Origin of the sequence: Niallia circulans (assembly GCF_007273535.1) — a bacterium.
Lineage (GTDB): Bacteria > Bacillota > Bacilli > Bacillales > Cytobacillaceae > Niallia > Niallia circulans_B.
This window is the reverse complement of sequence record NZ_RIBP01000004.1, coordinates 1,849,051-1,871,899: the sequence shown is the minus strand read 5'-3', so window position 1 is coordinate 1,871,899 and position 22,849 is coordinate 1,849,051. Positions and strand designations below refer to the sequence as shown.

Sequence of the window (22,849 nt, the reverse complement as noted above, 5' to 3'; positions counted from 1 at the left end):
CATCAGCTAACTGCTATTTCTGCTGATGTCTTTTTATTGATATTAGCTGTTTGTAAGCTTTCCTTCTGTGGACACTTGCCATTCAAATCCGTATTTATCCTCGACTTGTCCATATAAAGGGCTCCAAAATGTTTCCTGAAGCGGCATCTTTACCTTACCGCCCTCTTCTAAGGCTGCAAATATTCTTTTTGTGTCCTCCGGATCCTCCAAAATAATAGCAGTAGTCACATTAGTACCTACCGAATATGGCATTCCCGGAAAGTTGTCTGAAAGCATCAAGTCTATGTTTCCAACTTTCAGCTGTGCATTTAACACACGATTTTTCGCCTCTTCTGGCAATGGCTTTTCCGAATCATGGGGCATATCACCAAAAAGCTGAACACTTATTACTTCAGCATTGAGTGCGTTCCTATAAAATTCTACTGCTTCTCTTCCATTTCCGTTTAACACGAAATAAGGATACATCGATTTAATCATGATCCCACTCCTTCTGCTCTTTATAATCTCTAATATTCTCTCTTTACTAGCAAATTCCCTCTATATCATCATTAAATTAGACCTCTAAATGATTAGAGGTCTTTCGATCTTTTTATTGGTAACCATTTTCACGATTAGCAGCTTCATCTTTAGCTTCTTCTCGGAATGCATTAATCGATTCTTCTCTTCTTCTGTTTTTAGCTTCTATATTAGCTCTTTCATCAGCAGAAGCATTTGCCATCGTCTCATCTGATTTCTCGATATTGTCTAACGTATTTTCAATCATATCTTGCAGCTTTTCTACATTATCTTCTCTATTATCTGGATTTGGACGGTTATCTGTCATCGATTTTTCCTCCTGTAATTTAAAATACTATAGTATTTTGTTTAGTTCTTGTTTTTTTATACGCAGGGAAAAAAGGAAATTCAACGATTCTTTTCTCATTTATTAAGGGAAAATTCAGGTTGCACACTTATACTTTACTCATACATATACAGAAAGGAAGCTTCAAAATGGTTATACAGAATATCTCAACAAGCAATACTACTGCAATATCAGCAATAACTAATAATAACTCCTCTTCACTCGAGAGCAGAAAAAAACAATTAGAAAGCCAGCTTAGCAGGTTAGAGCAAAATGAACAGCTCTCTGCAGAAAAAAAGGAACAGCAGGAAAAAACAATAAAACAGCAAATCACGAAAATTGATGAACAATTGACTTCGTTGCAGTCATCTTCAAAAGCTTCACTGACTGCTACAAAGCAACAGGATACTTTGTCTATAAGCAAGGAAGCCTATGCTTTATTCGCAAAGAAAAATGCCAGCTAATAAAAAAAGGAAAAACATCGAATGTCTTTCCTTTTCCATTAACCTATAATAGGAAGTGTTATTGTTACACATGTGCCTAACCCTGCCTTGCTGTTAACGAACATCTGACCATCATTCTCTAGCAATAGTCTATTGCAGACAGTTAAGCCAATCCCATTGCCTTTTTCTTTACTTGTATAATAAGGCTCCCAAATTCGGTTGAGAAGCTCCTTATTGATGCCTTCCCCATTATCTATCACTCGAATTCTGACATAGTCTGCTTTGCTGTCTATAATCATCTTTACTTTCCCGCTGCCACCAGGTATGGCCTCAAGACTATTTTTCAGTACATTAATGATTACCTGCTTAAAATGTGATTTTTCCATCGAAACAAAAATGGGGTTATGTTGCCTGTCCTCAAGCATGATTTCCTTGTTCTGTTCAATTGCTAATGCCTGAAATAGAAGTTTGATATTTTGCAGTTCGGTGAATGGTTGACTCCTTAAAGTCTCATTTCTTGCGGCTGCGATTGCTTCGGGCTTGCCAAGGATAAGCAATTCCTTTAGCACATGGTTGATACGATCTATTTCTTCTAATAGTATATCTTCATAGCCTGTCTTATTGCTTTTTTCTTTTAGAAGCTGAATAAAGCCTCTTATAGTTGTTAATGGGTTTCTTATTTCATGGGCAACACTCGCAGCCATTTCACCAACCACTTTCAACTTTTCAGAGGAAATAATCAACTGTTCATTTCTTTTTTGCTCTGTTATATCCATTCCGAAGTAAATAGTACGTTTACCTTCATTATTGTAGTTAAGCTCTTTTTTTCCCCATAATATATAGTGTCTCTTCCCGTTTGCATCCGAGTATTTTTGTGGCTTTATTGTTTCCATACTAATCTCTTTTGATATATAAGAATACGGTTTGCCAAGCAGGTCATTGCTGCTCCTTTTTAATAGCTCACATAAGGATTCATTTACTTTTATAATTGTCTCTCCATCTATTACAAGAAGATAATTCGGATTTATATTCATAATAGCCTCTAGTTGCTCACTTTGCTTCAGCACTTCTCCATTCATTGCATTTATCTTATATGATTGCATTTGAAAAAAACCAATTAATAAGATAATCGCAGCAAAAATCGAGTTAAAACTGGAGTAATACAGCGGTATAAAAGCAAAACCACTTAAGTTACCATTAATAAATAGCAGAATAGCTGCAGTTACCAGTTTTACATAAAACTTTTTATCCGCTGTATCCCTTATCTTTGTTGTAATAAATAGCAGCAGGAAGGTATTAAGATAACCTAAAATAATATTGACCATAAAAACCACATTTCCGACTCCATATACCGGCAACAGGTGAGAAGGGGATAATAGCTTATCATCTCTCAATTTATACGATTCAATCCCAAGATTAGTAAAGTTAATAATATAGACAATAACAGTATATAGGAGGAATGAGATAAGCACTCCTTTATTTAAAAGCCATCTGTATTTTCTTAACTCATCATTTTTTCGTACTAAATAGTAGGAGAAGTAATACATTATTGGCATGATGAAAATAGAACCACCTCTAAAGGTACGAAAAAGCGTATCAATCCACTTAAGGGACAGCACTTCATCTGCATAAAGGGTAGCAACATCCATTTGCCAAAAGGATAACATCCCTAAAAAGAGGGAAAGTGCTATAGTTAATCTAGTTTTTGAAAAAAGCAGCACAGTCAGGGAAATAATGAGTGGAATTAATGCTACCATCATCAATAATATAAATTCCATTTTATATCCCTCCTGTCCAATTCACATGCTGTATAGTCAAATGATTACAGCTTTCCAATTGCAAGGTTGCCATTTTCATACTAGTAATCAAAGCTGTATTGTAATAATTCATAGTTACAGATATTTCCCCTATTCAAGTATTCACCTTATTTTACTATGAATTGTTTCGTTTGAGTAAAAAGTCTGTTTGTTTTTCAAGAAAATTTTACAGACAAAAAGGAAACAAATGAGACTAGGTTTCCCTAGTCTCATTTGTTTCCTTTTATCATTGCCAGCGATTAATCAATGCTATTTTGCCGATTGCCTTACCTGCTTCCAAGTATTCATGCGATTTCCCAGCCTCTACAAATGAAAAATCCTTTTCATCGACTAACGGCTTAAGCTCGCCTGCTTCTACAATCTCTGCAATTTTTTGCAGAATCTCTCCATGTTCCGCCCTTTTTGATTCGTCCAATATTTTTAAAAGCATAAAGGTAACATGTAAGGATAAACCTTTTGCATGCATTGGCGACAAATCATGTGTTGATCTTGCAGCAATTGCAAGTACTGTGCCATGAGTTGCTGCTGCATGAAAAGATGTATCTAAATTCTTTCCGCCAACAGTGTCAAACACAATCTGAAATCCATCTCCTCCAGTATATTTTTCTACATACTCTTCAACTGATTCAGCTTTGTAGTCAATGACTGTGTCTGCACCTAAGGATTTTGCTATAGTTGCTTTTTCCTCTGAGGAAACAGTTGTATAAACGTTAGCACCCTTCCACTTTGCAAGCTGTATTGCGATATGACCGACACCGCCTGTACCGCCATGAATTAATATATTTTGATTTGCTGACAAATTCCCTTTAACAAACAGCGCATCCCAAGCAGTTATGCTAACTAGTGGCAGACATGCTGCTTGCTGCATCGTAATATTTTTAGGTTTTCGCGCTAATAATCGCACATCAGCAAGCATAAATTCTGCTAATGCACCGCCTGTCCCTTTAAAACCGCCGGCACAGCCAAAAACTTCATCTCCTACCTTAAAGCTTTCGACACCTTCACCTACTTCTGCAACGATTCCTGCGACATCACCATGAAGGACAGCAGGTAACTCCGGAGAAGCAGCTTGAACTGCCCCTGCTCTAATCTTTACATCGATTGGATTAACACTTGAAGCCATTACTTTAATAATGACATAGCCAGGTATAATACTAGGCTTTTCCATGTCTACTTCACTAAATACAGAAGAATTACCATATGAATCTATAATCATTGCTTTCATCATTAATTACCTCTCCTCTCCCTTTTATTTTACAGAAAATAAAAAGAGAGAGGAACTATTTCTGCATTGGTTTTAATTTCAGGCAAAAAGGTTATTAAGGAAGTACTTGCTAACTTAATTAAATTAATCTTAGGAGGAATTATTATGAGTGATATGTCAAACAAAGTGGCATTAATTACAGGCGCGGCATCTGGAATTGGACATGCGGCCGCAATTTCTCTAGTGAAAAGCGGTGCTAAAGTTGCACTGCTCGACTTAATCCCCAAAAATTTAGAAGCTGTTGATAAGGAAATTAAAGAGCTTGGCGGTGAAGCTCTTATATTAGAAGCGAATATCGCAGATCCATGTTCAATGAGTACTGCGATTGACTATATTATCAACAAATGGGGACAGCTCGATATTGTGTTTGCAAATGCAGGAATCAATGGAAAAGTCTCACCGATTGAACATCTCGCTCCAGAGGATTGGGACAAAACCATGCAAATAAATCTTAAAGGTACCTTCCTTACAATAAAATATACTGTTCCTCATTTGAAAAAGAATGGCGGTAGCATCATTATCACCAGCAGCATTAACGGAAACAGAACATACTCCAGTTTCGGTATGTCCGCATACAGCACTTCCAAAGCAGGTCAAGTTGCCTTTGGTAAAATGGCCGCATTGGAGCTCGCCAAGTATAAGATAAGGGTAAATATCATCTGTCCTGGTGCAATTGATACAAATATTGAAGAGAATACTTTCCGTGAAGAGGAAAAACTAAAGGAAATTGCTATCCCTGTAGAATATCCTCAGGGAAGTCAGCCGCTTGCACAAAAATCTGGCGAGCCAAAACAGGTTGCAGATCTTGTCCTGTTCCTAAGCTCTGATGCCTCCAGTCATATAACTGGAACAGAAATTTATATCGATGGCGCAGAATCACTGCTTTAATAATCATTGGCTAAGTTTGCAATTACTCTGCATCCTTAGCCTTTTTTCATGTAAGACTTATGAGAGGTGGACTTCCTGTCAATTATGCTAAAATGTCATTATTGACGATTTGGGAAAATGTTTTTTCTCAAGCAAATATTCGGGTAACTGGAGGTTAATAAAATGAATGATGTCATAAATACACTGACACAGCACCGTTCTTACCGTAAATACGAAAATAAAAAAGTACCAGAGAAAATGCTTGATGCTATCTTGGATTCAGCACAAGCTGCACCTTCCTGGATTAACGGGCAGCACGTAACTGTCATAGTAGTGGAGGACCATAAACGAAAAGAAAAACTAGCAGAGCTTTGCGGTAATCAAAAGCATATTAATGAAGCACCTGTATTTTTGGTCTTCTGTATGGACTTCCACCGAACAGAGCTTTCAGCTACGCTGGAAAACACTACTTTCGGTGCAGCAGATCAATCAGACCTGCTACTTGTTGGAGCAACAGATGCAGGAATTGCTTTGGCAAATGCTATAACAGCTGCTGAATCACTCGGATTGGGTACTGTTCCAATCGGAGGAATCAGAAGGAATGCTCCTGAAGTGATTGAGTTTTTACAGCTCCCTAAATACGTAGTGCCTATTTCTGGGTTATGCATCGGTTTCCCTGCTGAAGATCCTGGTGTTAAGCCAAGACTTCCTAAAGAAGCTTATGTTCATAAAGAATCCTATAATAGTGACCAAACAGACGCTTTACAGGAATATAATGAAGTATTTAAGAAGTACTTACAAGAACGCGGTAGTGAACAAGCTAATTGGACAAACCGAGTTGCCAACTTTTATAAGCAGCCATATTATCCGAGCATTGGACCAGTGCTGCAAAAACAAGGCTTTCATGCAAAGGATTTGAAGGAATAAAAAAAACATCCTCCTTAATCGGAGGATGTTTTCTTTACTGACCAAGCTTCGGAAAGGTGATTTCAAAGCTTGTGCCTTTTTCCAGCTCACTGTCTACTCTTATCGTGCCTGAATGCTTGTCGATAATCCACTTTGCAATAGACAAGCCTAAACCTGTTCCTTCTATATCTGTCCGTGATTGTTCGACCTGATAGAAACGGTTGAATATTTTTGAGATGTCTTGCTTTGGAATTCCAATTCCGTTGTCTTTCACCTCAAGTTCAATTGTATGAGCCTTAGCAGCGGCATTTATAGCAATTGTGCCACCCTCATCCGTAAACTTCATGCTGTTATCAACGAGAATAACAAGCAACTGGTGTATCCGCTCTTTGTCTCCAATCTGCTTGATTGGTGTAATTGTATCTGTATAAATCCTTTTGCCTTGGAAGTCTGCTATATCTGCATACTGGTCAATAACTTCTTGAATGAGAACATCTAACGCAAATTCCTGTTTCGATATTTCCATCTGGTTTGAATCAGACCTTGCAAGTGTTAGTAAACTGGTAACAAGCTTATTCAGCCTTCGTGTCTCTTTTGAGATAACAGAGATGTCAATCGCCTTTTCCTGAATGGTGGCTTCTGGTTCCTGGAACAGCAGGTCTGTTCTCGATTGAATGACAGCTAACGGTGTTCTCAGCTCATGGGAAGCATCTGAAACGAATTGCTGCTGTGATTCCCAAGATTTCTGAATTGGAACTAAAGCTCGCCCTGCAAGGAAATAACCAGCTAATATGGCGAATATACTTCCCGCAAGCACACCTACCGTCATAATAATAATTAATCTATTCAGCATTGATTTTTCCGGATTGGTACTGCGGATAAACTGAAAGGTTTCCTTTGTTCCATCTTCCATCTTAACTTTGACAGCAATAGTGTTATAACTGTAGCCGCTGACCGTCTGTTTCTCAACAATCTTATCGTAATCCTTTGGATAAAAATTCTCGAACTCACTTGCATAATTTATGATATTTTGGGAAATTGAATCCATTTGTTTATCATCTGTCCATTTGATAAGGGAGATTTGCGGATCACCCACTGGTCCCCTTCCCACTTCTCTTTGGTCTGGATGACTGACAGATTCCACTGCTTCTTCCAGTGACTTATTTATATCCTTATATATTTGCTTTTCTGTGTAATGATAAATCATTACACCAAGGACGACCATCAATAATATAAATACAAGCGAATTAAGAAAGGTTAACTTAATTCTTGTCTTTTGGAACATAGTGTATATCCCCTTATGCTTTTTTCAAAATATAGCCAACGCCTCGAACTGTTTGAATATCTTTATGATAAGCAAATTCTTCTAATTTTTTACGAAGCTGATGTATGAACACTTCCACTATGGCGATTGTCGTATCAGAATCAAAGCCCCAGATACGGTCAAATATTTGTTCCTTCGTCAGGATTTTCCCTGTGTTTTGGATTAAATACTCCAATAATTCATATTGCTTGACCGTTAACTTAATTGGAACATCTTTCACAAGCACATCATTTTCTTTTCCAGTCAGCACTATTTCCTCATACTTAAGCCCTGCATCTATGTCCAAAGCTCCGCTTCTTCTAAGCAGTGCTTTAATTCGTGCCTCAAGCTCGGGAGCCTGAAATGGTTTGACTAAATAATCGTCTCCGCCAAACTCTAAGCCTTTAACCCTGTCCTCAAGCGAATCCTTTGCTGTTAAGAAAAGGACGGGTGTATTGACCTTCTCCTTGCGCAATATTTGCACTATTTCAAAGCCGTTCATATATGGAAGCATGACATCTAAGACGATTAAATCATAAATGTTTTGCTGCGCAAAAAATAATCCATCTTCACCATTATCTGCAGTATCCACAGAATATTCCTTCTCCAATATGCCTTTTATGGATTCTAATAATGGCTTATTATCCTCCACAACTAGTAATTTCATCGTATTATATCTCCTTTGGCTGTTAAGTTTTGCAGTTGCTAAGCTGATTCATTAGGATTATTTATAACATACGCCCAAGTATAAATAAATACTATCATGATGTTTTTTGCTATATTTGAAAGCGAGAAAGCGATTCGCTTAGGACGAATCGCTGTTCTTTGATTACTTTTGGTACTCATACAAGGTTTGGCCAGCGCCTCTCATATTTGATGCTGCAGAGCTGTCAGTAGTGTCTGTTGTATCAGAGGAATACTCACTGCTTGGCACCTCAACACAGTTTTCCTGTATCCATTCTGTAACTTCACTATTGCCGCCCATTCCTTGTCCGGATAGTAAGAAGTACTTAATTTCTCCTGCTTCAGCCATCTTTTCGAGCTCTTCGACTGTCGGAGCAGGATCTGAGCCTCCAAAACCGCCCATTGCCATTACAGCATAGTCTGTGTTCAGCATGATGGAGTAAGCGGATTGAGCACTCTGGACTGCAAGGAAGAATTTCTCTCCATTATAGTTATCTTCCAAATAAGACGTTAAGCCCGAGTCAATACTTTCCATATCTCCTCCGTCGCCGCCCATGCGGCCCATTCCACCACTGTTATCATCAGTTGCATTTCCACCAGGGAATCCAGATGGAGCTTCTTTAGAATCTGATGGCATACCGCTTGGCATTTCGCCTTGCTGCATATTTCCTCCGAAGGCACCCATGCCACCGCCACCGCCGCCTGGTCCGCCCATTCCACTTGTCGGTCCAGCAGTTGGTGTAGACTCATTGCCAGTCTTTGTGATCGTAATAGCTGTCCAATATATTGGCAGTACTAATAACGCCAGTATACTAATCACAGCAATTGTCTCCTTAATAGACGCACTCGATTTTCCGGCAATTAAGAGCATGAACAGTACGACACCTAATATGATGCCAACCCACATCCAAATGATCGAAACAGATGAGCTGTTTTGATAAACAATTAACGCCTCGAAAAAGAAAGTGACAAGGATGCCAACAGGAAGCAGCCAGCTTTCCCATCCTTTTTCTTCCTTATAGAAATCCCATAATGTCGTGAAGCCGATACCGACAAGTGCTGCAATAGCAGGTCCCATCATACTCAAGTAATAATGATGGTAGAACAATGCGATGCTAAAGAATACGAACATAGGTGCAAGCCATATGAACCAGAATGCTGCAAAATGATGCTTCATCGTATACTTTCTTGTTTTAACGAAGGACACCACTAGCCCAATGATTGCAAATAATACGAATGGAAGCAACCAACTGATTTGGCCAGATAACTCACTTTGGAATAAACGAAGTGGTCCTGCTTCTCCTGTATTAAACATACCAGATTGACTTGAGCTGCCACCGTCACCTTGCTGCCCGCCACTAGGTATAGATGGAGGACTTTCCTCACTTGTACTCGAACTGCTGTTTGCTGATGTACTAACGTCATCTGTTTGCGTTTGTGTCTGAGCTTGCGATGCTTGTGAGCTTCCACCGCCTCCCATCCCAGAATCCTGACCAGTTAATCGCGATAGCCCGTTATATCCGAAGACAAGCTCTAACACTGAATTCGTTTCACTTCCGCCCATATACGGTCTTTCGCTCTCTGGAGTTAAGTCGACAATAAGTGCCCACGACAATGATATAACAATCAGAAGCAGCGTTGATGCCGCTAAATGAATGATTTTTTTCCAGATTTTTATCTCTCTTGTTGCAAAGAAATAATAGAAAGCAAATGCAGGCAATACCATATATGCTTGCAGCATTTTCACGTTAAAGCCAACACCAACCAGCGCAAAACTTACTAGCAGCCAACCAAGCTTCTGCTTTTCAACTGCTTTCATTAATGCCCAAGCAGCTGTCATCAATGTGACAATCAAAATACTGTCGACATTATTCGTTCTGACAACAGCTACAAATATCGGTGAGCATGCCAGTACTAAACTAGAAATAAGCGCTGCTGCTCTACCAAATTTCGGCTTAACCATGATATATAATAACCATACAGAAATGACCCCTGCCAACGCCTCAGGCAAAAGAAGCACAAAGTCATTGAAGCCGAAAAGCTTGGCAAAAATTGCTTGAATCCATAATGCAACTGGAGGCTTATCAACTGTAATAAACCCAGCTGGATCGAAGGAAACAAAGAAAAAGTTATGGAAGCTTGTCAACATACTTTTCACAGCTACAGAATAATAGGAATTCGTACCAGCATTCTGCAGATTATAGAAGTTTAATCCTGCAGAAAACAGCAATATAGCGATTAAAAGGATATCAACTCTTCCCTTTGTCCATTTTTTCATATTTTTCTCCATTCTTTTTAATCTTGTATTTTGGTTTGCTCTGTTTTTTCCTTTGTAAAGACTAGCATTTTTGTGCCAATAAAATTAACGATTGTCCCAATTGCCGTCACTAAAAATTTACTTAACAACAAATTCATGTCTTGCTTTGTATAAAACAAATCAAGCAGGTACAATGTGATGGATAATGTCACAACATTAACGGCTAAAAACCGAAGAAACTCACTAATACTAGCTTTCTTTGTCTGTTTAAAAGTCCATGCTCTGTTCACAAAATAACTGTTTAATAGTCCACATGAATAGGAAAGGATTTGTGCTAGGAGAAAATTTGCTCCAACACTTGTTACAATCGCATAAACAATAAAATCAATGATTGTATTTAATGACCCCACAAGGCCAAATTTTATAAAAACTAGCCATTTCTTCATTTCAGCACAAATGGTTTAGCTGATGCCTGTTCATGCTGATAAATGTCCTTTACAATATAAAGCGGCCTGTTTTTTGCTTCATCATAAATCCGTCCGATATATTCCCCAATAACACCAAGCATCATAAGAGTAATCCCGCTAAAGAAGAGCTGGATAACAATAATCGATGACCATCCTGTAACAGTTGTAGTCGTAAACAGCTTTTGATAGAGGACAATCAGCATATAAATAAATCCAATTACAGACAGAGAAGCCCCTAAATAGTTAGCTAGCTTTAAGGGCTTATAGGAGAAGGATGTTATCCCGTCCAGCGATAATTTAAGCATCCTTTTTAACGGATATTTCGTTTCACCGGCAAACCTTTCATCTCTCTCATACTCAACTGCCGTCTGCTTAAAGCCTACCCAGCTAACAAGCCCTCTAACAAAGCGATTTTTTTCATGAATATTATTCATTTGATCACACACTTTTCGGTCAATGAGGCGGAAATCTCCGGTATCAATCGGGATATCAATTTCTGTCATTGCCCGTAATGTTCTATAGAATGCTGATGCGGTCTGTTTCTTAAAAAAGGTTTCGCCCTTTCTCGATGTGCGCTTTGCATATACGACATCATAGCCTTCTTTCCATTTTTGAATCATTTCAAGAATCAGCTCTGGCGGATCTTGGAGATCTGCGTCAATGATGACAATGGCGTTCCCTGTTGCATAATCCATTCCAGCTGTAATCGCAATTTGATGGCCAAAGTTTCTGGAGAAATCAACAATCTTGATTGTTTTGTCCTGCTCACTTAGCTGCAGCAATATGTCCACAGACTTGTCTCTCGACCCATCATTAATGAACATCAGCTCGTAATTTCCATCTGCGCTTTGCATCACTGTTTTAAGTCTTTCATACGTATGTTCAATTACTTCTTCCTCGTTATAAACAGGAATAACAATAGAATAATCTACTTTTTCGTTCGTCATGAAAATCACTCTTCCTTTCTATAAATCGCAACTTCGAAAGATGATCCGATTGGAATAGCTTGATTCTAGCGAACGTTTCTTAATTAATCCTTAACTTATTAACAATATCTAGAAATAAAAAAAGGCTCTATGCATGCTGTTTTCCATGCATAAAGCCTTTTTTTAAATCACCTCAGGCAATATAAAATAATTCCTTAATTTACTGTCCACATGTGCTTGCCATTGATCTAATGAAACACCAAGCTCATTAAGCAGCTTATAGGCGTTCACCCATGCGCTCATTTCAGCATTCACTCTGTAAGACCAGTCATTCAACCATTTATCATAATCTAAATCGCCATTAACATAATCCATAACATGGCCAATTTCATGTGCGAGTGCGTATGTATTTTCCAATGTAATTAAGAAAGGAATTGTTATATACATATTTGCATTAAAGCTAATTTTCTTATCTGCGTTATAAACGACCTTGCAGCCAAGCTGTTCTGCCTTTGCTACAACTTCCATAAATTTATCGATTGTAATCATAAATTTAATCATTTCCCCTTTAAGTAATATCTATATAATTCATATAAATTAACTAATTACCAAACATTTCCGTGTGAATAATTTAGACTAATATGTTTATATGTAGTGAAATCGGCTATATAACCAATGTACAATTTATTAACTAAAAATTCTAAGGAGTGATTAACATGGCAGACAACAAAATGAGTCGAGAAGAAGCAGGTAAAAAAGGTGGACAAGCAACTTCAAAAAATCACGATAAGGAATTTTATCAAGAAATTGGACAAAAAGGCGGAGAAGCCACTTCCAAAAATCATGATAAAGACTTTTATCAAGATATCGGGAAAAAGGGCGGAGAAGCCACTTCTGAAAATCATGATAAAGAATTCTATCAAGAAATCGGGAAAAAGGGCGGAGAGGCTACTTCCGATAATCATGATAAAGAATTCTATCAAGAAATCGGCAAAAAAGGCGGAGAAGCCACTTCCGATAATCATGATAAAGAGTTTTATCAAGAAATTGGTCGAAAAGGCGGCAACTCCACAAATAACAACAACTAATATTAAAATTATAACAAATTAACAACTAAGAATAAACCCAAATGCTTTTGCATTCGGGTTTATTTCTTTATACCGGATATATTGTTTTATGGTCTGCGATAATTTGAATATTACCCGCATCAGTTTTTTCTATGTCAGCATCTGATGAGTAATACCATGTTTTCTCGTTTTCTCCAACAACAAATAAATTTAATTCCTCTTTGAAAGCTAATAAGTTATCAAGCTCCTCTTGCTTGGCATCAGCAGTAATTATCCACTTTTCACCCTCTGATGTGATAGTGTAATCCTCCGTTTGTAAAAACAGTCTGCTTCCAATAGCATGGCGAATCATCAGCATTAAAGATCCCCTCCTGGTAAATCAATCAGCATGAAAAAGCAGTCTTCATCTGCTTTAATATGCAAGGAAGAGAGATTTGTAATACGAGCTGAGTCTTGTTTTCCAATGAGGTGTTCGTTGTTCAGCTGTGCCGCTCCACTGATCACATACACAAGTATTCGCCTGTTCTGTTCCTGATTGAAATCAAGAGACTCTCCTTGCTCTAGCTTGGATAAATAGATTGTTACATCTTGATGTATCATTGCTACACCTTCACTTGCAGAAGGTGCTACCACTGGCAAGAGCTGGTTTGTTAACTGATTTACATCGAATTTCACATCTTCATAGGACGGAGGAAGCTGTTTTGTATCTGGGAAAAACCAAAGCTGTAAGAATCTCCCTGGCTCTGTTTCAGACGGATTTATTTCGGAATGAAGTATACCTGTACCTGCTGTCATTCGCTGCACCTGGCCAAATTCGATGACACCACTGTTTCCTAAGCTGTCTTCATGTTTAAGCTGTCCTGTGATCGCAATCGACACGACCTCAGCCTCTCTATGCGGATGTATTCCAAATCCCTTATTAGGCTGAATCGTATCATCATTTAATACACGCATCGGACCAAATCGAACATTGTCCGAATCATAATAATTTCCAAACGAAAAGCTAAAATGGCTTTCTACCCAGTCATTACTTGCAGAATGTCCGTCCGCTTTCTTAAATACGTTAATCATGCAAATACACCTCTTTTCACCTTGAATTATTTAGTACCTGCTAACCAGACAGCTGCTGCATCAACTTCTGATCTTGTCAATTGATGACCATAATTCTCCCAATGCACCTCAACACTTGCTCCAGCTCCTTCAAGCAGCTCTTTCAGCTCCTCTGACTCACTGCGCGGGCAAATTGGGTCATTTGTGCCTGCAGAAATAAAAACAGGCACACCATTTAGATCAGGCAATTCCATACCTCTTAACGGAACCATTGGATGGTGGAGAATCGCACCTTTCAAGCCGTTTGCATAATGGAATAAGATACTTGCTGCTATATTTGCTCCATTTGAATATCCGACTGCTATAATATTATTCCGATCAAAGCCGTATTCGTCTGCACTGCTGTCAAGAAAGTCATGAAGCTCCTTTGTGCGCTCCTTCAAATCCTCGATATCGAAAACCCCTTCTGCTAACCGGCGGAAGAAACGTGGCATGCCATTTTCTAATACATTTCCCCTAACGCTAAGTACAGATGACTGTGGACTAATTAATTCTGCAAGCGGCAAAAGGTCCGTCTCTGTACCTCCTGTTCCATGGAGTAATAATAATGTTGGCAATTGCTCATTTGTACCTTTTTTAAAGATATGCTTCATATTTATCTCCTATCTAAGACATAATAATGTCTTTTTATTTTGGTCTAGTAATGGTGAACAACTCTCCAAGCCTGCTGTAGTCATTTCCTGCAAGTCTGCTGACAGGCTTCAAAAGATGTGGATTAATTCTTCCATCCTTATATAAAGCATCCTCAATATGGAAGCAGACAGCTCTGCCTAAAATCAAATCACACGTTACAATCCCATTGTCATCCTTAATTTCTACAATTTTCTCAAGCTTACATTCTATCCGTATTTTTGCCTCCTTCATTCCTGGCACGGAAATGACAGAACTTTCGGCAAGCGTCAAGTTCGCAAGCTCAAGCTCACTTTCATCTGGAGGAAGGCTTGCAGCAGTTTCATTAATCGCTCCAATATTGTCTTCATCACTAATATGGATAACAAATTCATTGTGCTCTTCTATATTTCTCGCTGTATCCTTTTGTTGGCCATCCTTTCTTTGAACAGCAACAGACAAAATAGGTGGATCAGAGGATACAATGTTAAAGAAGCTGAACGGTGCACCATTTATAACACCACTGCTTCCTTTAGAAGTAACAAACGCAATCGGCCTAGGAATAACGCTTCCGATAAAGAACTTATACACTTCCTTAGCAGAAAGCGTACTTGGATAAATTGTTAACATAAGATACCTCCATTCTTTAGTAAGCAGAAACTTAATATTGTTGATTTTTATTTTATCTCGAATTCGAGATAATCATACTACTAATAAAGACCTTCTGTCAAGAATGAGTCGTTTAATCTAGTAAAAATAAAGAAAATTACACTATTTTTTCCTATTATATTTTGCTATCATTAATTTGTATAATTTTTACTCTGTTTCCATCTGAAAAACCACTCATTTAGACCTAATTTAATGACTTTTACCTATTACAATTACACTATATTTTAGATAAAATAAGGTATATTCTTAGAGTCTAGAAAAATAGCTTTTATTGTTAGAAGAGAGAGGGAAATAGTGTGGGAATTTTAAATGAAGGAGAGTTTATTGAAACAGTACATTTTAAGGGCTTACAGATATCTCTAATTGCAGCTGGGGATGGAACGGAAGTGATTTACCATAAACTGCAGCAAGGCTCCAGTTGGGCAATGGGTCCTGAAGAAGGTTGGGAAGGGTTAGAGTATTTCTATATACTCTCAGGAAAATTACTTTATCAGAGGGATGGCAATTCAATAGAGTTAAATCCTGGACAATCTTTTTATGGAAGCCCTATTAAGGTATATACTATCTTCTATGCTGAAGAGATAACGGAATTTATATACGTCACAAGCCAACCAGTGTTTCACCACTATAGCCAACTTTCTAAAGATTTATTTGAGCTTACAATATCTATCGAAGAAAAAGACGGTTACACAAGAGATCATTGTGAAAGAATTAAGGATTATTCGATGCTTGTAGGAGAGACACTCGGCCTTAACACCAAGCAGACTGCCCGTTTAAATCTATCGTCTTTTTTTCATGATCTCGGAAAAGTCAAAGTTCCGTTAAATATATTACAAAAGCCAAGTAAACTTACAGAAGATGAGTGGGAAGTAATGAAGCTTCACACTACATTTGGACGTGAATTATTGGAAGAAACCAGAATTCCATTCCTTCGAGAAGTAGGAGTAATAGTAGAACAACATCATGAAAGATATGATGGCAAAGGCTACCCAAAGGGACTAAAGGGAAATGAAATTTCAATTGAAGCTGCCATAATTGCGGTGGTTGATTCTTTTGATGCCATGACTACAGATAGAGTCTACAAAAAGGGAAAATTGAAAGAAGAAGCCTTCGAGGAAATTCTTAACAACAAGGGTACTATGTATCATCCACTTGTGGTTGATGCTTTTATAGCGCTAAGAGATAAAATAGAAAAATATTAAAGAGGAGAAAACATAATGAAAAAACTAGTTTGGAGCTTACTTGCCGTTATTTTAATCGTTTCCTTACAGGTAAAGCCTGCAGAAGCAGCTTATTTTCCAGAATATGATAAATATGTGGAAGTAACATATGAGCAAGCACGACAAATCGCCGACCTATTAGGAATGAAGAATATTCCGCTTGGTGAACAAACAGCAAAACGCACTTTTGATGCACAAGAAAAAATCATCGCGAAGATTGAAAAAATTACAGGTAAAGAGTTCGATCATTATTATATTTGGCTGACTGTTGACGGAGTACCTGTTATTGGCATCGATCCTCCACTTCCTTTAGCATAAACCCAAAAAGGACTTCGGGAAAAATCCCGAAGCCCTTTTTTTTATTTAATTCAAACAAAGTGATAAAGTAGTTTAATCCATCCAAAAAAGGAAATCCACAGTGGTACGCTAAGTAAGACGCCCCATTTCAATCCAGTAAAAAATTTCGCTTGTTCTTCCATGCCATCCACCCCTTATTAGTAAGTGAGACCAGAATTAATGATTAGCTTACATCCATTATATACGAAAACGCTTTCATTATGTCTGTATTTATTATTAATATGACCCATTTTTTTGTTAAATAAACATCTGTACCTATATTTAGCTTGTAATGGTGCTTCTTACCAAATATATCGGCCTAGCCAATTCTTTTCTTAATAGGTCTTTTTCTCTATTGAGTGAAAATATTTTTTAATGGAAAAAAAGCAATTACTATATTTTTTATTTTTTAATGGTTTGTTCATTATTTATTCATAATTACCTAGTAGAATAGATTTATGTTAAGAGTTTCCCCTCTTAAAATATATTTTTTTGATCCAGCTTTTAAGAAAGCTGGATCCTTTTTTTGTTTAAAAGACAAAAAACGAACATCTTGAAGATGTCCGTTTCTACCTATTTATTTGCTTCTATATCAATGTACGCAAATTGGCTGAAGTCAAACAGCCCTTTATCGGTCAGTTTTAAGGTAGGAATAACAGACAAGGACAAAAAGGAAAGAGTTAGAAATGGATTAAAGCTGCTTTCCCCACCAAGTTGTTTTACCTTCTCGTTAAGTGTATTCATTTGCTGGTACAGTGTTTCATAGCTTTGATCTGAAATCAGACCTGCTATTGGTAATGGCAGGGAAGCAATTAATTGTCCTTCGGCAACTGCTGTGATGCCTCCATTAATATTTTTCAATTCTTCAATCGCAAGCATTATATCCTCATCATTTGTGCCAACTGCGACGATATTATGAGAATCATGGGAGATGCTAGTGGCAATTGCTCCTTTTTTAAAGCCAAATCCCTTTACAATTCCACGTCCAATATTTCCTGTACGATGATGTCTCTCTACTACAACTAGCTTAAGTAAATCCGCTTCTACTGAAGGCTGAAAAATCCCGTCCTCGACCTGTACCTTCTCTATTAGATGCTCTGTCACAATACTGTTTGGAATAACCCCAATTACGTGGCAGCTTTCAGATTGCAGTGGCAGCTGCAACTCTTCTACCTTAAATGGTGCATAATTTAATGCGGGAAGAGTGGTATCTTCGTATGTCTGCTCCTTGAACCGCTCTAATTTCAGGTTGCCGTCTTCCACAATACATTTTCCGTCTTTATAAACTTGCTTGATGGAAAGATCCTCCAGACTGTCAACAATTAAGAAATCAGCTTTATAACCAGGTGACACAGCTCCGATTCTTTCCTGTTTATAGCATTCAGCAGTATTAATTGTCGCCATTTGAATGGCGGTTATTGGATTAAGCCCTTCCTTTATAGCTAAACGAACGCAATGATCTACACTGCCCTCATCAAATAGATCATCGATCAGTTTATCGTCTGTTACAAACAGACATCTGCGAGCATTTTTTTCTGTAACGACTGGCAGTAATGCTTTTAAATCTTTAGCGACAGTACCTTCCCTTATCATAAGGTATAGCCCTAAATCCAGCCTGTCCTTGCCCTCTTTAAGAGTAGTTGCTTCATGATCATTCCGAATACCTGCAGCACTGTAGACATTCAAGCTTTCCCGATCAATTCCAGCAGCATGACCGTCAATTATTCCATTGCTCTCCTTTGTTAGAAGAAGCTTACTAACCATGTCAGGGCTTGTGTTAAAGACTGATGGGAAATCCATAACCTCTGCTAATCCAAGGACACGCTCATGCTTGAAAAAAGGAGCCAAGTCATCTGCATACAAAGCCGCACCATTGCTGTCGTTCGGCACGGCAGGCACACATGAAGGGAGCATAACACGAATATCAAGCGGCAAGCCTTCTGATTGGTCTAGCATATATTGTATTCCCTCTGTTCCCGCAACATTGGCAATTTCATGAGGATCAGTTATCGCGGTAGTGACACCGTGCAGCAAAAGAACCTTTGCGAATTCCTGTGGTGTGAGCATACTGCTTTCAATATGAACATGGCCATCGATCAAACCAGGGAGAATGAACTTTCCTTTTGCGTCAATAGAACTCTTTCCTTCGTAATTGCCAATGCCTGCAATCGAGTCATCGGATATAGCTATATCTCCCTCCATCAACTCTCCTGTAAATACATTAACTATGGAAGCATTCTTTATGACAAGGTCTGCCTTCTCCCTTTTCGCTGCTATCTTCAATCTCTTTTCATATGTACTGCTCATGCGTTTTTAGCCCCCTTCTTATTTTCACTTGCTTATTTCCTGTATGTGTCTTTGTTACTTTCCATCATTAACCTGTCTTTATGGGAAAATGATACTGCAAATGGTATGGAAGAGTATGTGTTGGGATGAATTGTTCAAACTAGAGGAGAACTGGTATTTCATACCGTTTTGAAATTATTTTTACTATTGTATTATAGTTCGAAGCAAGTTTCAAATTCTTTTTCGCGGGGTATCACGCATTAACATATTTTCATATTGTTATATTTTTTTATATTTTGTAATTCAAATAACAGCAATTATGTTATTATATTTACGAAAAGATATTAATTATGCATTTATTAATTACATAATGTTCATAACACAGAAGGGAGAAAAGCAGATGGTTTATAAAGAAATAATTATCGCAATGTGCCGGTCTGGCATACTTGGTTTTGGAGGGGGGCCTTCCGTTATACCTCTTATCCGTTATGAAGCCGTGACAAAATTCAAATGGCTTGATAATGATGAATTCGGCGAAATTTTGGCAATTGCCAACACTTTACCAGGTCCAATTGCCACCAAAATGGCCGCATATCTTGGTTATCGCCAAAAAGGCATTTTGGGAGCTATCGTATCAGTCCTTGCCCACATTCTACCGACATGTCTGGCAATGGTCGTGTTGATTTCATTCATCAACGTTGTTAGCCATTCAGCAGTTATCACAAGCATGGTATCTGCCGTCATTCCTGTTATTGCCGTTATGCTTGGTTTAATGGCATATGAGTTTGCGGAGAAAGCAATCAAAGGTTTAGGAATATATGTTGGTGTTGCTTTAACATTGGTTTGCCTGTTTTTACTGCAATACATATCGATCCATCCTGCTATTGTCGTATTAATATTTTTAACTTATGGAGCATTTCATTTTAACCTTAAAGATCGTATCCTCCATAAAAAAGAAAGAGGCATGTAGAAATGATACTAATCAGCATTTTTTTAAGTTTTCTATTATCTAATATTTTCGGATATGGTGGCGGTCCAGCTTCCATTCCTCTTATGTATGAAGAGATTGTTAATCGCTACAATTGGCTTTCAAATGCCGACTTCTCCAATATGCTCGCACTTGGTAATGCTCTTCCCGGCCCAATCGCAACAAAAATAGCGGCATACGTCGGGTTTGGAATTGGCGGATGGTGGGGCTTTATCGTAGCTTTAGTTGCAACTGTTGTACCATCTGCCGCTGCCCTTATTTTTCTTGCTAATATCATGAGTAAGCATCGTGATTCAAAAATAGTGAAAGGAATGGCACTTCTAGTTCAGCCTGTCATCGCAGCATTAATGATAATCCTTACCTTTGAAATGCTGCAAGACTCCTATATTTCGTTAGGATGGATTCAAACAGCTGCTATCGCGGTGATTTCCTTTGCCTTACTGCAGAAATTTAAGGTTCACCCTGCTATTGTTATTATTCTAGCCTTTGCATATGGCGGCATTGTTGTACCCCATTTAAATTAGAAAGGAACAGACCTAAATGACAAATGGACATGAACTGACGCCAAGTAAATTAGATCAGATTGATCATTTAATATTGTCTTTATTGCATGATAATGGCAGGATTTCCTACACAGATATTGGAAAAGAAGTTGGAATATCAAGGGTAGCAGTGCAAATGCGAATAAACACAATGGTGGAAAATGGCATAATTGAAAAGTTCACTGCTGTTATTAATCCTGTAAAAATCGGCAAGACGGTGTCTGCTTTCTTTAATATTGATGTGGAACCAAAGTATCTTGAGGAGGTAGCTGAACTTTTGGCAAATGAAGCCGCAATCAGCAGCCTCTATCATATGACAGGACCAAGTAAATTACATATGCACGGAATTTTCGCAGACAATCATGAAATGGAGCAATTTTTAACGAATAAATTATACGCAATCCAAGGCGTTGTCAGTGTCGATTGCCAAATGCTCATAAAAAGGTATAAGAGTAGGATGGGAATGAAGCTATAACAGTGTAAATGAAAAAAGGCAGGGAATCTAGTTCCCTGCTTTTTTCATTTTATGCCTTCTGCTAATTTAAGATAGTCCCAAACATCTGCCCAACTGTACACTCTGTCATAGGAAAGATTCTTATTATACGATTGGTCTTTCACTAGCAGCTGAACACCAGTTTCTGCAAGTGTATCCAAAACAGCAGACTTATCATCCATATAGTAATCAAGCCCAAGGTTTTGGATAACATCAACTTTCTCATGGTCAGCCATGCCGCAGAAAAAATGACCATCCTTAACTGGAAAGCCTTGTGCTTTCATCCATTCCTTCGTACGTTCTGCAAACTCCTTGTTTCGTGCAGTTATATAATAAACATCATGTCCATTAGCAGTCAGCTTTTGCAGAAATTCAACTGCACTTGGATATGGGGGACAATCTGTGAAATATATCTCTTCACTTAAAGAGCTCCACATATTTTTCCCTTCATCGTTATCAAGACCAAACGGCTCATGTATTTCTACTGTTTTTAGTGCATGAAAATGATCGACATGCACATCCTTTTGCAGTGTTTTATTATATAAATGAAAGGCATGCTCACGTAAACTAATCAATGTATCATCAATATCAAAACCGAACTTCATTATATGCTTCCCTTCCAATCAATTAACAACCACTGCTGCTGCGGGGAAATGGTCCTTAAAGGCCGCTTCTCTGCGAAGCTGCTCTTCCTGTACCTTTTCTACCTCTGTTTTCCGGACAGTCTCGTATATCTTCAATAAATCCATCGTTTCATGCTGGTGAAGAATTCGTTGTAATAGTTCTGCCAGCACCTCTGCATCCTTTAAGGAACTGTTAAGACCAAAAGCTCCTGTTGGACTCATTGTATGGGCTGCATCTCCTAACAAAATCACATTATGATTGATCCATGTTTTGCTTTTAGAGCTTTCCACCTTCAAAAGGACGAAATTCTTCCAGCCCTTAATATGCGCATGCACGGACTCCTTCAGTTCTGGAAAAGCAGATAAGAGCTGTTCCGTAAAATGAGAGATAGACCCTTTTCGGAGTGTGGGAAAACTTCCCTCTTCTATATTCCAGCCAATTTGGATAAACCCACCGTATTGTGTGAAAAGGGCAAGCTGGCTGTCCTGGACTAGCGCCATCTTAATGGCAGGTTCCCAATTAGATGGTGCGGGGATTTTTGCCCACAGCAAATCATAGCCATGCTTAATTGCCTCTACAGGAAAATCCCCTTTCTTTCTTATAGTTGAAAATCTTCCGTCTGCACCAACAATTATTTTGCTGTTAACAACGGTTTCAACACCGTCTATTACCGCGATTACACCAGAATATTCTCCCGTTTCAGTCTGAATTAGCTCCTTGACAGCACTATCCATTTCCAGCCTAAACGCAGCGTTCCTTGATGATTCCTCCAACAGCAGCTTCAGCAGATGTTTTTGTGGAACATGGATGCCAGTATGTCCGACTTCAGGATGAGGATGGATGCTTTTGACTACTTTACCATCCGCTATATAATCAACTTGGCTCATGCAAAGGATGCCTTTTTCTTTCAATTTTGAAAAGAGACCCGCACTTTTGAGGACCTGCTCCCCCTCTTCATTCAAGTGCTCTCCCCGAAATTCTTTATCCACATCATGATGCCGTTCAAGCAGGATTGTCGAGACTCCTGCTGTGCTCAACAAATAAGCCAGCATCGCCCCACCAGGACCTGCACCTACAATACATACCTCTGCATTCAGAACTGTCATTTCCCCATCCTCTTCCTTTAATCT

At 38.4% G+C, this 22,849-nt stretch carries 26 protein-coding genes; 9 read left to right on the top strand and 17 right to left on the bottom strand.

Going from position 1 to position 22,849, the window contains the following annotated elements:
* Nucleotides 1–42: 42 nt before the first annotated feature.
* Together CEQ21_RS17100 and tlp are read right to left on the bottom strand one after the other, a co-directional pair.
* Nucleotides 43–477, bottom strand: a complete 435-nt coding sequence (locus tag CEQ21_RS17100) for a VOC family protein (protein ID WP_185765573.1) — start codon at nt 475–477, stop codon at nt 43–45.
* Nucleotides 478–589: 112 nt separating this feature from the next.
* Nucleotides 590–823 carry a small acid-soluble spore protein Tlp gene (gene tlp / locus CEQ21_RS17095; RefSeq protein ID WP_185765572.1) on the bottom strand — a complete coding sequence of 78 codons (234 nt, stop codon included), beginning with the start codon at nt 821–823 and terminating at the stop codon, nt 590–592.
* Nucleotides 824–990: 167 nt separating this feature from the next.
* Here tlp and CEQ21_RS17090 point away from each other — a divergent pair, with 167 nt between their 5' ends.
* Nucleotides 991–1,305, top strand: a complete 315-nt coding sequence (locus CEQ21_RS17090; RefSeq protein ID WP_185765571.1) for a hypothetical protein — start codon at nt 991–993, stop codon at nt 1,303–1,305.
* Nucleotides 1,306–1,343: 38 nt separating this feature from the next.
* Here the strand turns inward: CEQ21_RS17090 and CEQ21_RS17085 are convergent, their stop codons facing one another.
* Both CEQ21_RS17085 and CEQ21_RS17080 read right to left on the bottom strand, forming a co-directional pair.
* Complete coding sequence (locus tag CEQ21_RS17085; protein ID WP_185765570.1) at nt 1,344–3,062, bottom strand: ATP-binding protein; 1,719 nt, start codon at nt 3,060–3,062, stop codon at nt 1,344–1,346.
* 265 nt (nt 3,063–3,327) lie between these two features.
* On the bottom strand, nt 3,328–4,326 hold the full coding sequence (locus CEQ21_RS17080; RefSeq protein ID WP_185767312.1) for a zinc-dependent alcohol dehydrogenase family protein: 999 nt from the start codon (nt 4,324–4,326) through the stop codon (nt 3,328–3,330).
* Between the two features lie 144 nt (nt 4,327–4,470).
* Here CEQ21_RS17080 and CEQ21_RS17075 point away from each other — a divergent pair, with 144 nt between their 5' ends.
* Together CEQ21_RS17075 and CEQ21_RS17070 are read left to right on the top strand one after the other, a co-directional pair.
* Nucleotides 4,471–5,253 carry an SDR family oxidoreductase gene (locus tag CEQ21_RS17075; RefSeq protein ID WP_185765569.1) on the top strand — a complete coding sequence of 261 codons (783 nt, stop codon included), beginning with the start codon at nt 4,471–4,473 and terminating at the stop codon, nt 5,251–5,253.
* A gap of 162 nt (nt 5,254–5,415) precedes the next feature.
* Nucleotides 5,416–6,159, top strand: coding sequence for an NADPH-dependent oxidoreductase (locus CEQ21_RS17070; protein ID WP_185765568.1), 744 nt, complete (start codon nt 5,416–5,418; stop codon nt 6,157–6,159).
* A 34-nt stretch (nt 6,160–6,193) separates the two neighbouring features.
* Here CEQ21_RS17070 and CEQ21_RS17065 read toward each other — a convergent pair whose 3' ends face one another.
* The 6 genes from CEQ21_RS17065 to CEQ21_RS17040 all read right to left on the bottom strand — a co-directional run bounded on the left by CEQ21_RS17065 (nt 6,194) and on the right by CEQ21_RS17040 (nt 12,336).
* A complete protein-coding gene (locus CEQ21_RS17065) occupies nt 6,194–7,423 on the bottom strand; it encodes a sensor histidine kinase (protein ID WP_185765567.1) in 1,230 nt (409 codons plus the stop codon).
* Between the two features lie 13 nt (nt 7,424–7,436).
* Nucleotides 7,437–8,108, bottom strand: a complete 672-nt coding sequence (locus tag CEQ21_RS17060; RefSeq protein ID WP_185765566.1) for a response regulator transcription factor — start codon at nt 8,106–8,108, stop codon at nt 7,437–7,439.
* Between the two features lie 162 nt (nt 8,109–8,270).
* Nucleotides 8,271–10,403 carry a glycosyltransferase family 39 protein gene (locus CEQ21_RS17055; protein WP_185765565.1) on the bottom strand — a complete coding sequence of 711 codons (2,133 nt, stop codon included), beginning with the start codon at nt 10,401–10,403 and terminating at the stop codon, nt 8,271–8,273.
* Between the two features lie 17 nt (nt 10,404–10,420).
* Entirely contained in the window at nt 10,421–10,828 is a 408-nt protein-coding gene (locus CEQ21_RS17050; RefSeq protein WP_185765564.1) for a GtrA family protein, read from the bottom strand.
* The gene (locus tag CEQ21_RS17045; protein ID WP_185765563.1) at nt 10,825–11,796 is read right to left on the bottom strand and encodes a glycosyltransferase family 2 protein; all 972 of its coding nucleotides are present in this window, start codon (nt 11,794–11,796) and stop codon (nt 10,825–10,827) included. Before CEQ21_RS17045 ends, CEQ21_RS17050 begins: the two co-directional genes overlap by 4 nt.
* Nucleotides 11,797–11,958: 162 nt before the next feature.
* Entirely contained in the window at nt 11,959–12,336 is a 378-nt protein-coding gene (locus CEQ21_RS17040; protein WP_185765562.1) for a type III secretion system effector protein, read from the bottom strand.
* Between the two features lie 155 nt (nt 12,337–12,491).
* Here CEQ21_RS17040 and gsiB point away from each other — a divergent pair, with 155 nt between their 5' ends.
* The gene (gene gsiB, locus CEQ21_RS17035) at nt 12,492–12,863 is read left to right on the top strand and encodes a glucose starvation-inducible protein GsiB (RefSeq protein WP_185765561.1); all 372 of its coding nucleotides are present in this window, start codon (nt 12,492–12,494) and stop codon (nt 12,861–12,863) included.
* A 67-nt stretch (nt 12,864–12,930) separates the two neighbouring features.
* Here gsiB and CEQ21_RS17030 read toward each other — a convergent pair whose 3' ends face one another.
* The 4 genes from CEQ21_RS17030 to CEQ21_RS17015 are packed head-to-tail and all read right to left on the bottom strand — an operon-like array spanning nt 12,931 to nt 15,191.
* Complete coding sequence (locus tag CEQ21_RS17030) at nt 12,931–13,200, bottom strand: hypothetical protein (protein ID WP_185765560.1); 270 nt, start codon at nt 13,198–13,200, stop codon at nt 12,931–12,933.
* Nucleotides 13,200–13,913, bottom strand: coding sequence for a pirin family protein (locus CEQ21_RS17025; RefSeq protein WP_185765559.1), 714 nt, complete (start codon nt 13,911–13,913; stop codon nt 13,200–13,202). The genes CEQ21_RS17030 and CEQ21_RS17025 overlap by 1 nt, the downstream gene beginning before the upstream one ends.
* A gap of 26 nt (nt 13,914–13,939) precedes the next feature.
* Nucleotides 13,940–14,545 carry an alpha/beta hydrolase gene (locus CEQ21_RS17020; RefSeq protein ID WP_185765558.1) on the bottom strand — a complete coding sequence of 202 codons (606 nt, stop codon included), beginning with the start codon at nt 14,543–14,545 and terminating at the stop codon, nt 13,940–13,942.
* A 34-nt stretch (nt 14,546–14,579) separates the two neighbouring features.
* Complete coding sequence (locus tag CEQ21_RS17015) at nt 14,580–15,191, bottom strand: flavin reductase family protein (RefSeq protein ID WP_185765557.1); 612 nt, start codon at nt 15,189–15,191, stop codon at nt 14,580–14,582.
* Nucleotides 15,192–15,526: 335 nt separating this feature from the next.
* On the opposite strand from CEQ21_RS17015, the gene CEQ21_RS17010 reads away from it, so the two are divergent.
* Complete coding sequence (locus CEQ21_RS17010) at nt 15,527–16,432, top strand: HD domain-containing phosphohydrolase (RefSeq protein WP_185765556.1); 906 nt, start codon at nt 15,527–15,529, stop codon at nt 16,430–16,432.
* A 15-nt stretch (nt 16,433–16,447) separates the two neighbouring features.
* Nucleotides 16,448–16,768, top strand: coding sequence for an 8-amino-7-oxononanoate synthase (locus CEQ21_RS17005; RefSeq protein ID WP_185765555.1), 321 nt, complete (start codon nt 16,448–16,450; stop codon nt 16,766–16,768).
* A gap of 591 nt (nt 16,769–17,359) precedes the next feature.
* On the opposite strand, the gene ade is transcribed toward CEQ21_RS17005, so the two are convergent.
* Entirely contained in the window at nt 17,360–19,093 is a 1,734-nt protein-coding gene (gene ade / locus CEQ21_RS17000) for an adenine deaminase (RefSeq protein WP_185765554.1), read from the bottom strand.
* Nucleotides 19,094–19,472: 379 nt separating this feature from the next.
* Here ade and CEQ21_RS16995 point away from each other — a divergent pair, with 379 nt between their 5' ends.
* The 3 genes from CEQ21_RS16995 to CEQ21_RS16985 are packed head-to-tail and all read left to right on the top strand — an operon-like array spanning nt 19,473 to nt 21,077.
* Nucleotides 19,473–20,042, top strand: coding sequence for a chromate transporter (locus CEQ21_RS16995; RefSeq protein ID WP_185765553.1), 570 nt, complete (start codon nt 19,473–19,475; stop codon nt 20,040–20,042).
* Nucleotides 20,043–20,044: 2 nt separating this feature from the next.
* On the top strand, nt 20,045–20,584 hold the full coding sequence (locus CEQ21_RS16990) for a chromate transporter (RefSeq protein ID WP_185765552.1): 540 nt from the start codon (nt 20,045–20,047) through the stop codon (nt 20,582–20,584).
* 16 nt (nt 20,585–20,600) lie between these two features.
* Nucleotides 20,601–21,077 carry an Lrp/AsnC family transcriptional regulator gene (locus tag CEQ21_RS16985; RefSeq protein WP_185765551.1) on the top strand — a complete coding sequence of 159 codons (477 nt, stop codon included), beginning with the start codon at nt 20,601–20,603 and terminating at the stop codon, nt 21,075–21,077.
* A 44-nt stretch (nt 21,078–21,121) separates the two neighbouring features.
* On the opposite strand, the gene CEQ21_RS16980 is transcribed toward CEQ21_RS16985, so the two are convergent.
* Entirely contained in the window at nt 21,122–21,700 is a 579-nt protein-coding gene (locus CEQ21_RS16980) for a 5' nucleotidase, NT5C type (RefSeq protein ID WP_185765550.1), read from the bottom strand.
* 18 nt (nt 21,701–21,718) lie between these two features.
* Entirely contained in the window at nt 21,719–22,825 is a 1,107-nt protein-coding gene (locus CEQ21_RS16975) for an FAD-dependent monooxygenase (protein WP_185765549.1), read from the bottom strand.
* Nucleotides 22,826–22,849 lie beyond the last annotated feature (24 nt).

What these genes read in the sequence shown, in the direction of transcription:
- CEQ21_RS17100 (WP_185765573.1), bottom strand. Translation starts at nt 477, where the DNA reads ATGATTAAATCGATGTATCCTTATTTCGTGTTAAACGGAAATGGAAGA.
- tlp (WP_185765572.1), bottom strand. Translation starts at nt 823, where the DNA reads ATGACAGATAACCGTCCAAATCCAGATAATAGAGAAGATAATGTAGAA.
- CEQ21_RS17090 (WP_185765571.1), top strand. Translation starts at nt 991, where the DNA reads ATGGTTATACAGAATATCTCAACAAGCAATACTACTGCAATATCAGCA.
- CEQ21_RS17085 (WP_185765570.1), bottom strand. Translation starts at nt 3,062, where the DNA reads ATGGAATTTATATTATTGATGATGGTAGCATTAATTCCACTCATTATT.
- CEQ21_RS17080 (WP_185767312.1), bottom strand. Translation starts at nt 4,326, where the DNA reads ATGAAAGCAATGATTATAGATTCATATGGTAATTCTTCTGTATTTAGT.
- CEQ21_RS17075 (WP_185765569.1), top strand. Translation starts at nt 4,471, where the DNA reads ATGAGTGATATGTCAAACAAAGTGGCATTAATTACAGGCGCGGCATCT.
- CEQ21_RS17070 (WP_185765568.1), top strand. Translation starts at nt 5,416, where the DNA reads ATGAATGATGTCATAAATACACTGACACAGCACCGTTCTTACCGTAAA.
- CEQ21_RS17065 (WP_185765567.1), bottom strand. Translation starts at nt 7,423, where the DNA reads ATGTTCCAAAAGACAAGAATTAAGTTAACCTTTCTTAATTCGCTTGTA.
- CEQ21_RS17060 (WP_185765566.1), bottom strand. Translation starts at nt 8,108, where the DNA reads ATGAAATTACTAGTTGTGGAGGATAATAAGCCATTATTAGAATCCATA.
- CEQ21_RS17055 (WP_185765565.1), bottom strand. Translation starts at nt 10,403, where the DNA reads ATGAAAAAATGGACAAAGGGAAGAGTTGATATCCTTTTAATCGCTATA.
- CEQ21_RS17050 (WP_185765564.1), bottom strand. Translation starts at nt 10,828, where the DNA reads ATGAAGAAATGGCTAGTTTTTATAAAATTTGGCCTTGTGGGGTCATTA.
- CEQ21_RS17045 (WP_185765563.1), bottom strand. Translation starts at nt 11,796, where the DNA reads ATGACGAACGAAAAAGTAGATTATTCTATTGTTATTCCTGTTTATAAC.
- CEQ21_RS17040 (WP_185765562.1), bottom strand. Translation starts at nt 12,336, where the DNA reads ATGATTAAATTTATGATTACAATCGATAAATTTATGGAAGTTGTAGCA.
- gsiB (WP_185765561.1), top strand. Translation starts at nt 12,492, where the DNA reads ATGGCAGACAACAAAATGAGTCGAGAAGAAGCAGGTAAAAAAGGTGGA.
- CEQ21_RS17030 (WP_185765560.1), bottom strand. Translation starts at nt 13,200, where the DNA reads ATGCTGATGATTCGCCATGCTATTGGAAGCAGACTGTTTTTACAAACG.
- CEQ21_RS17025 (WP_185765559.1), bottom strand. Translation starts at nt 13,913, where the DNA reads ATGATTAACGTATTTAAGAAAGCGGACGGACATTCTGCAAGTAATGAC.
- CEQ21_RS17020 (WP_185765558.1), bottom strand. Translation starts at nt 14,545, where the DNA reads ATGAAGCATATCTTTAAAAAAGGTACAAATGAGCAATTGCCAACATTA.
- CEQ21_RS17015 (WP_185765557.1), bottom strand. Translation starts at nt 15,191, where the DNA reads ATGTTAACAATTTATCCAAGTACGCTTTCTGCTAAGGAAGTGTATAAG.
- CEQ21_RS17005 (WP_185765555.1), top strand. Translation starts at nt 16,448, where the DNA reads ATGAAAAAACTAGTTTGGAGCTTACTTGCCGTTATTTTAATCGTTTCC.
- ade (WP_185765554.1), bottom strand. Translation starts at nt 19,093, where the DNA reads ATGAGCAGTACATATGAAAAGAGATTGAAGATAGCAGCGAAAAGGGAG.
- CEQ21_RS16995 (WP_185765553.1), top strand. Translation starts at nt 19,473, where the DNA reads ATGGTTTATAAAGAAATAATTATCGCAATGTGCCGGTCTGGCATACTT.
- CEQ21_RS16990 (WP_185765552.1), top strand. Translation starts at nt 20,045, where the DNA reads ATGATACTAATCAGCATTTTTTTAAGTTTTCTATTATCTAATATTTTC.
- CEQ21_RS16985 (WP_185765551.1), top strand. Translation starts at nt 20,601, where the DNA reads ATGACAAATGGACATGAACTGACGCCAAGTAAATTAGATCAGATTGAT.
- CEQ21_RS16980 (WP_185765550.1), bottom strand. Translation starts at nt 21,700, where the DNA reads ATGAAGTTCGGTTTTGATATTGATGATACATTGATTAGTTTACGTGAG.
- CEQ21_RS16975 (WP_185765549.1), bottom strand. Translation starts at nt 22,825, where the DNA reads ATGACAGTTCTGAATGCAGAGGTATGTATTGTAGGTGCAGGTCCTGGT.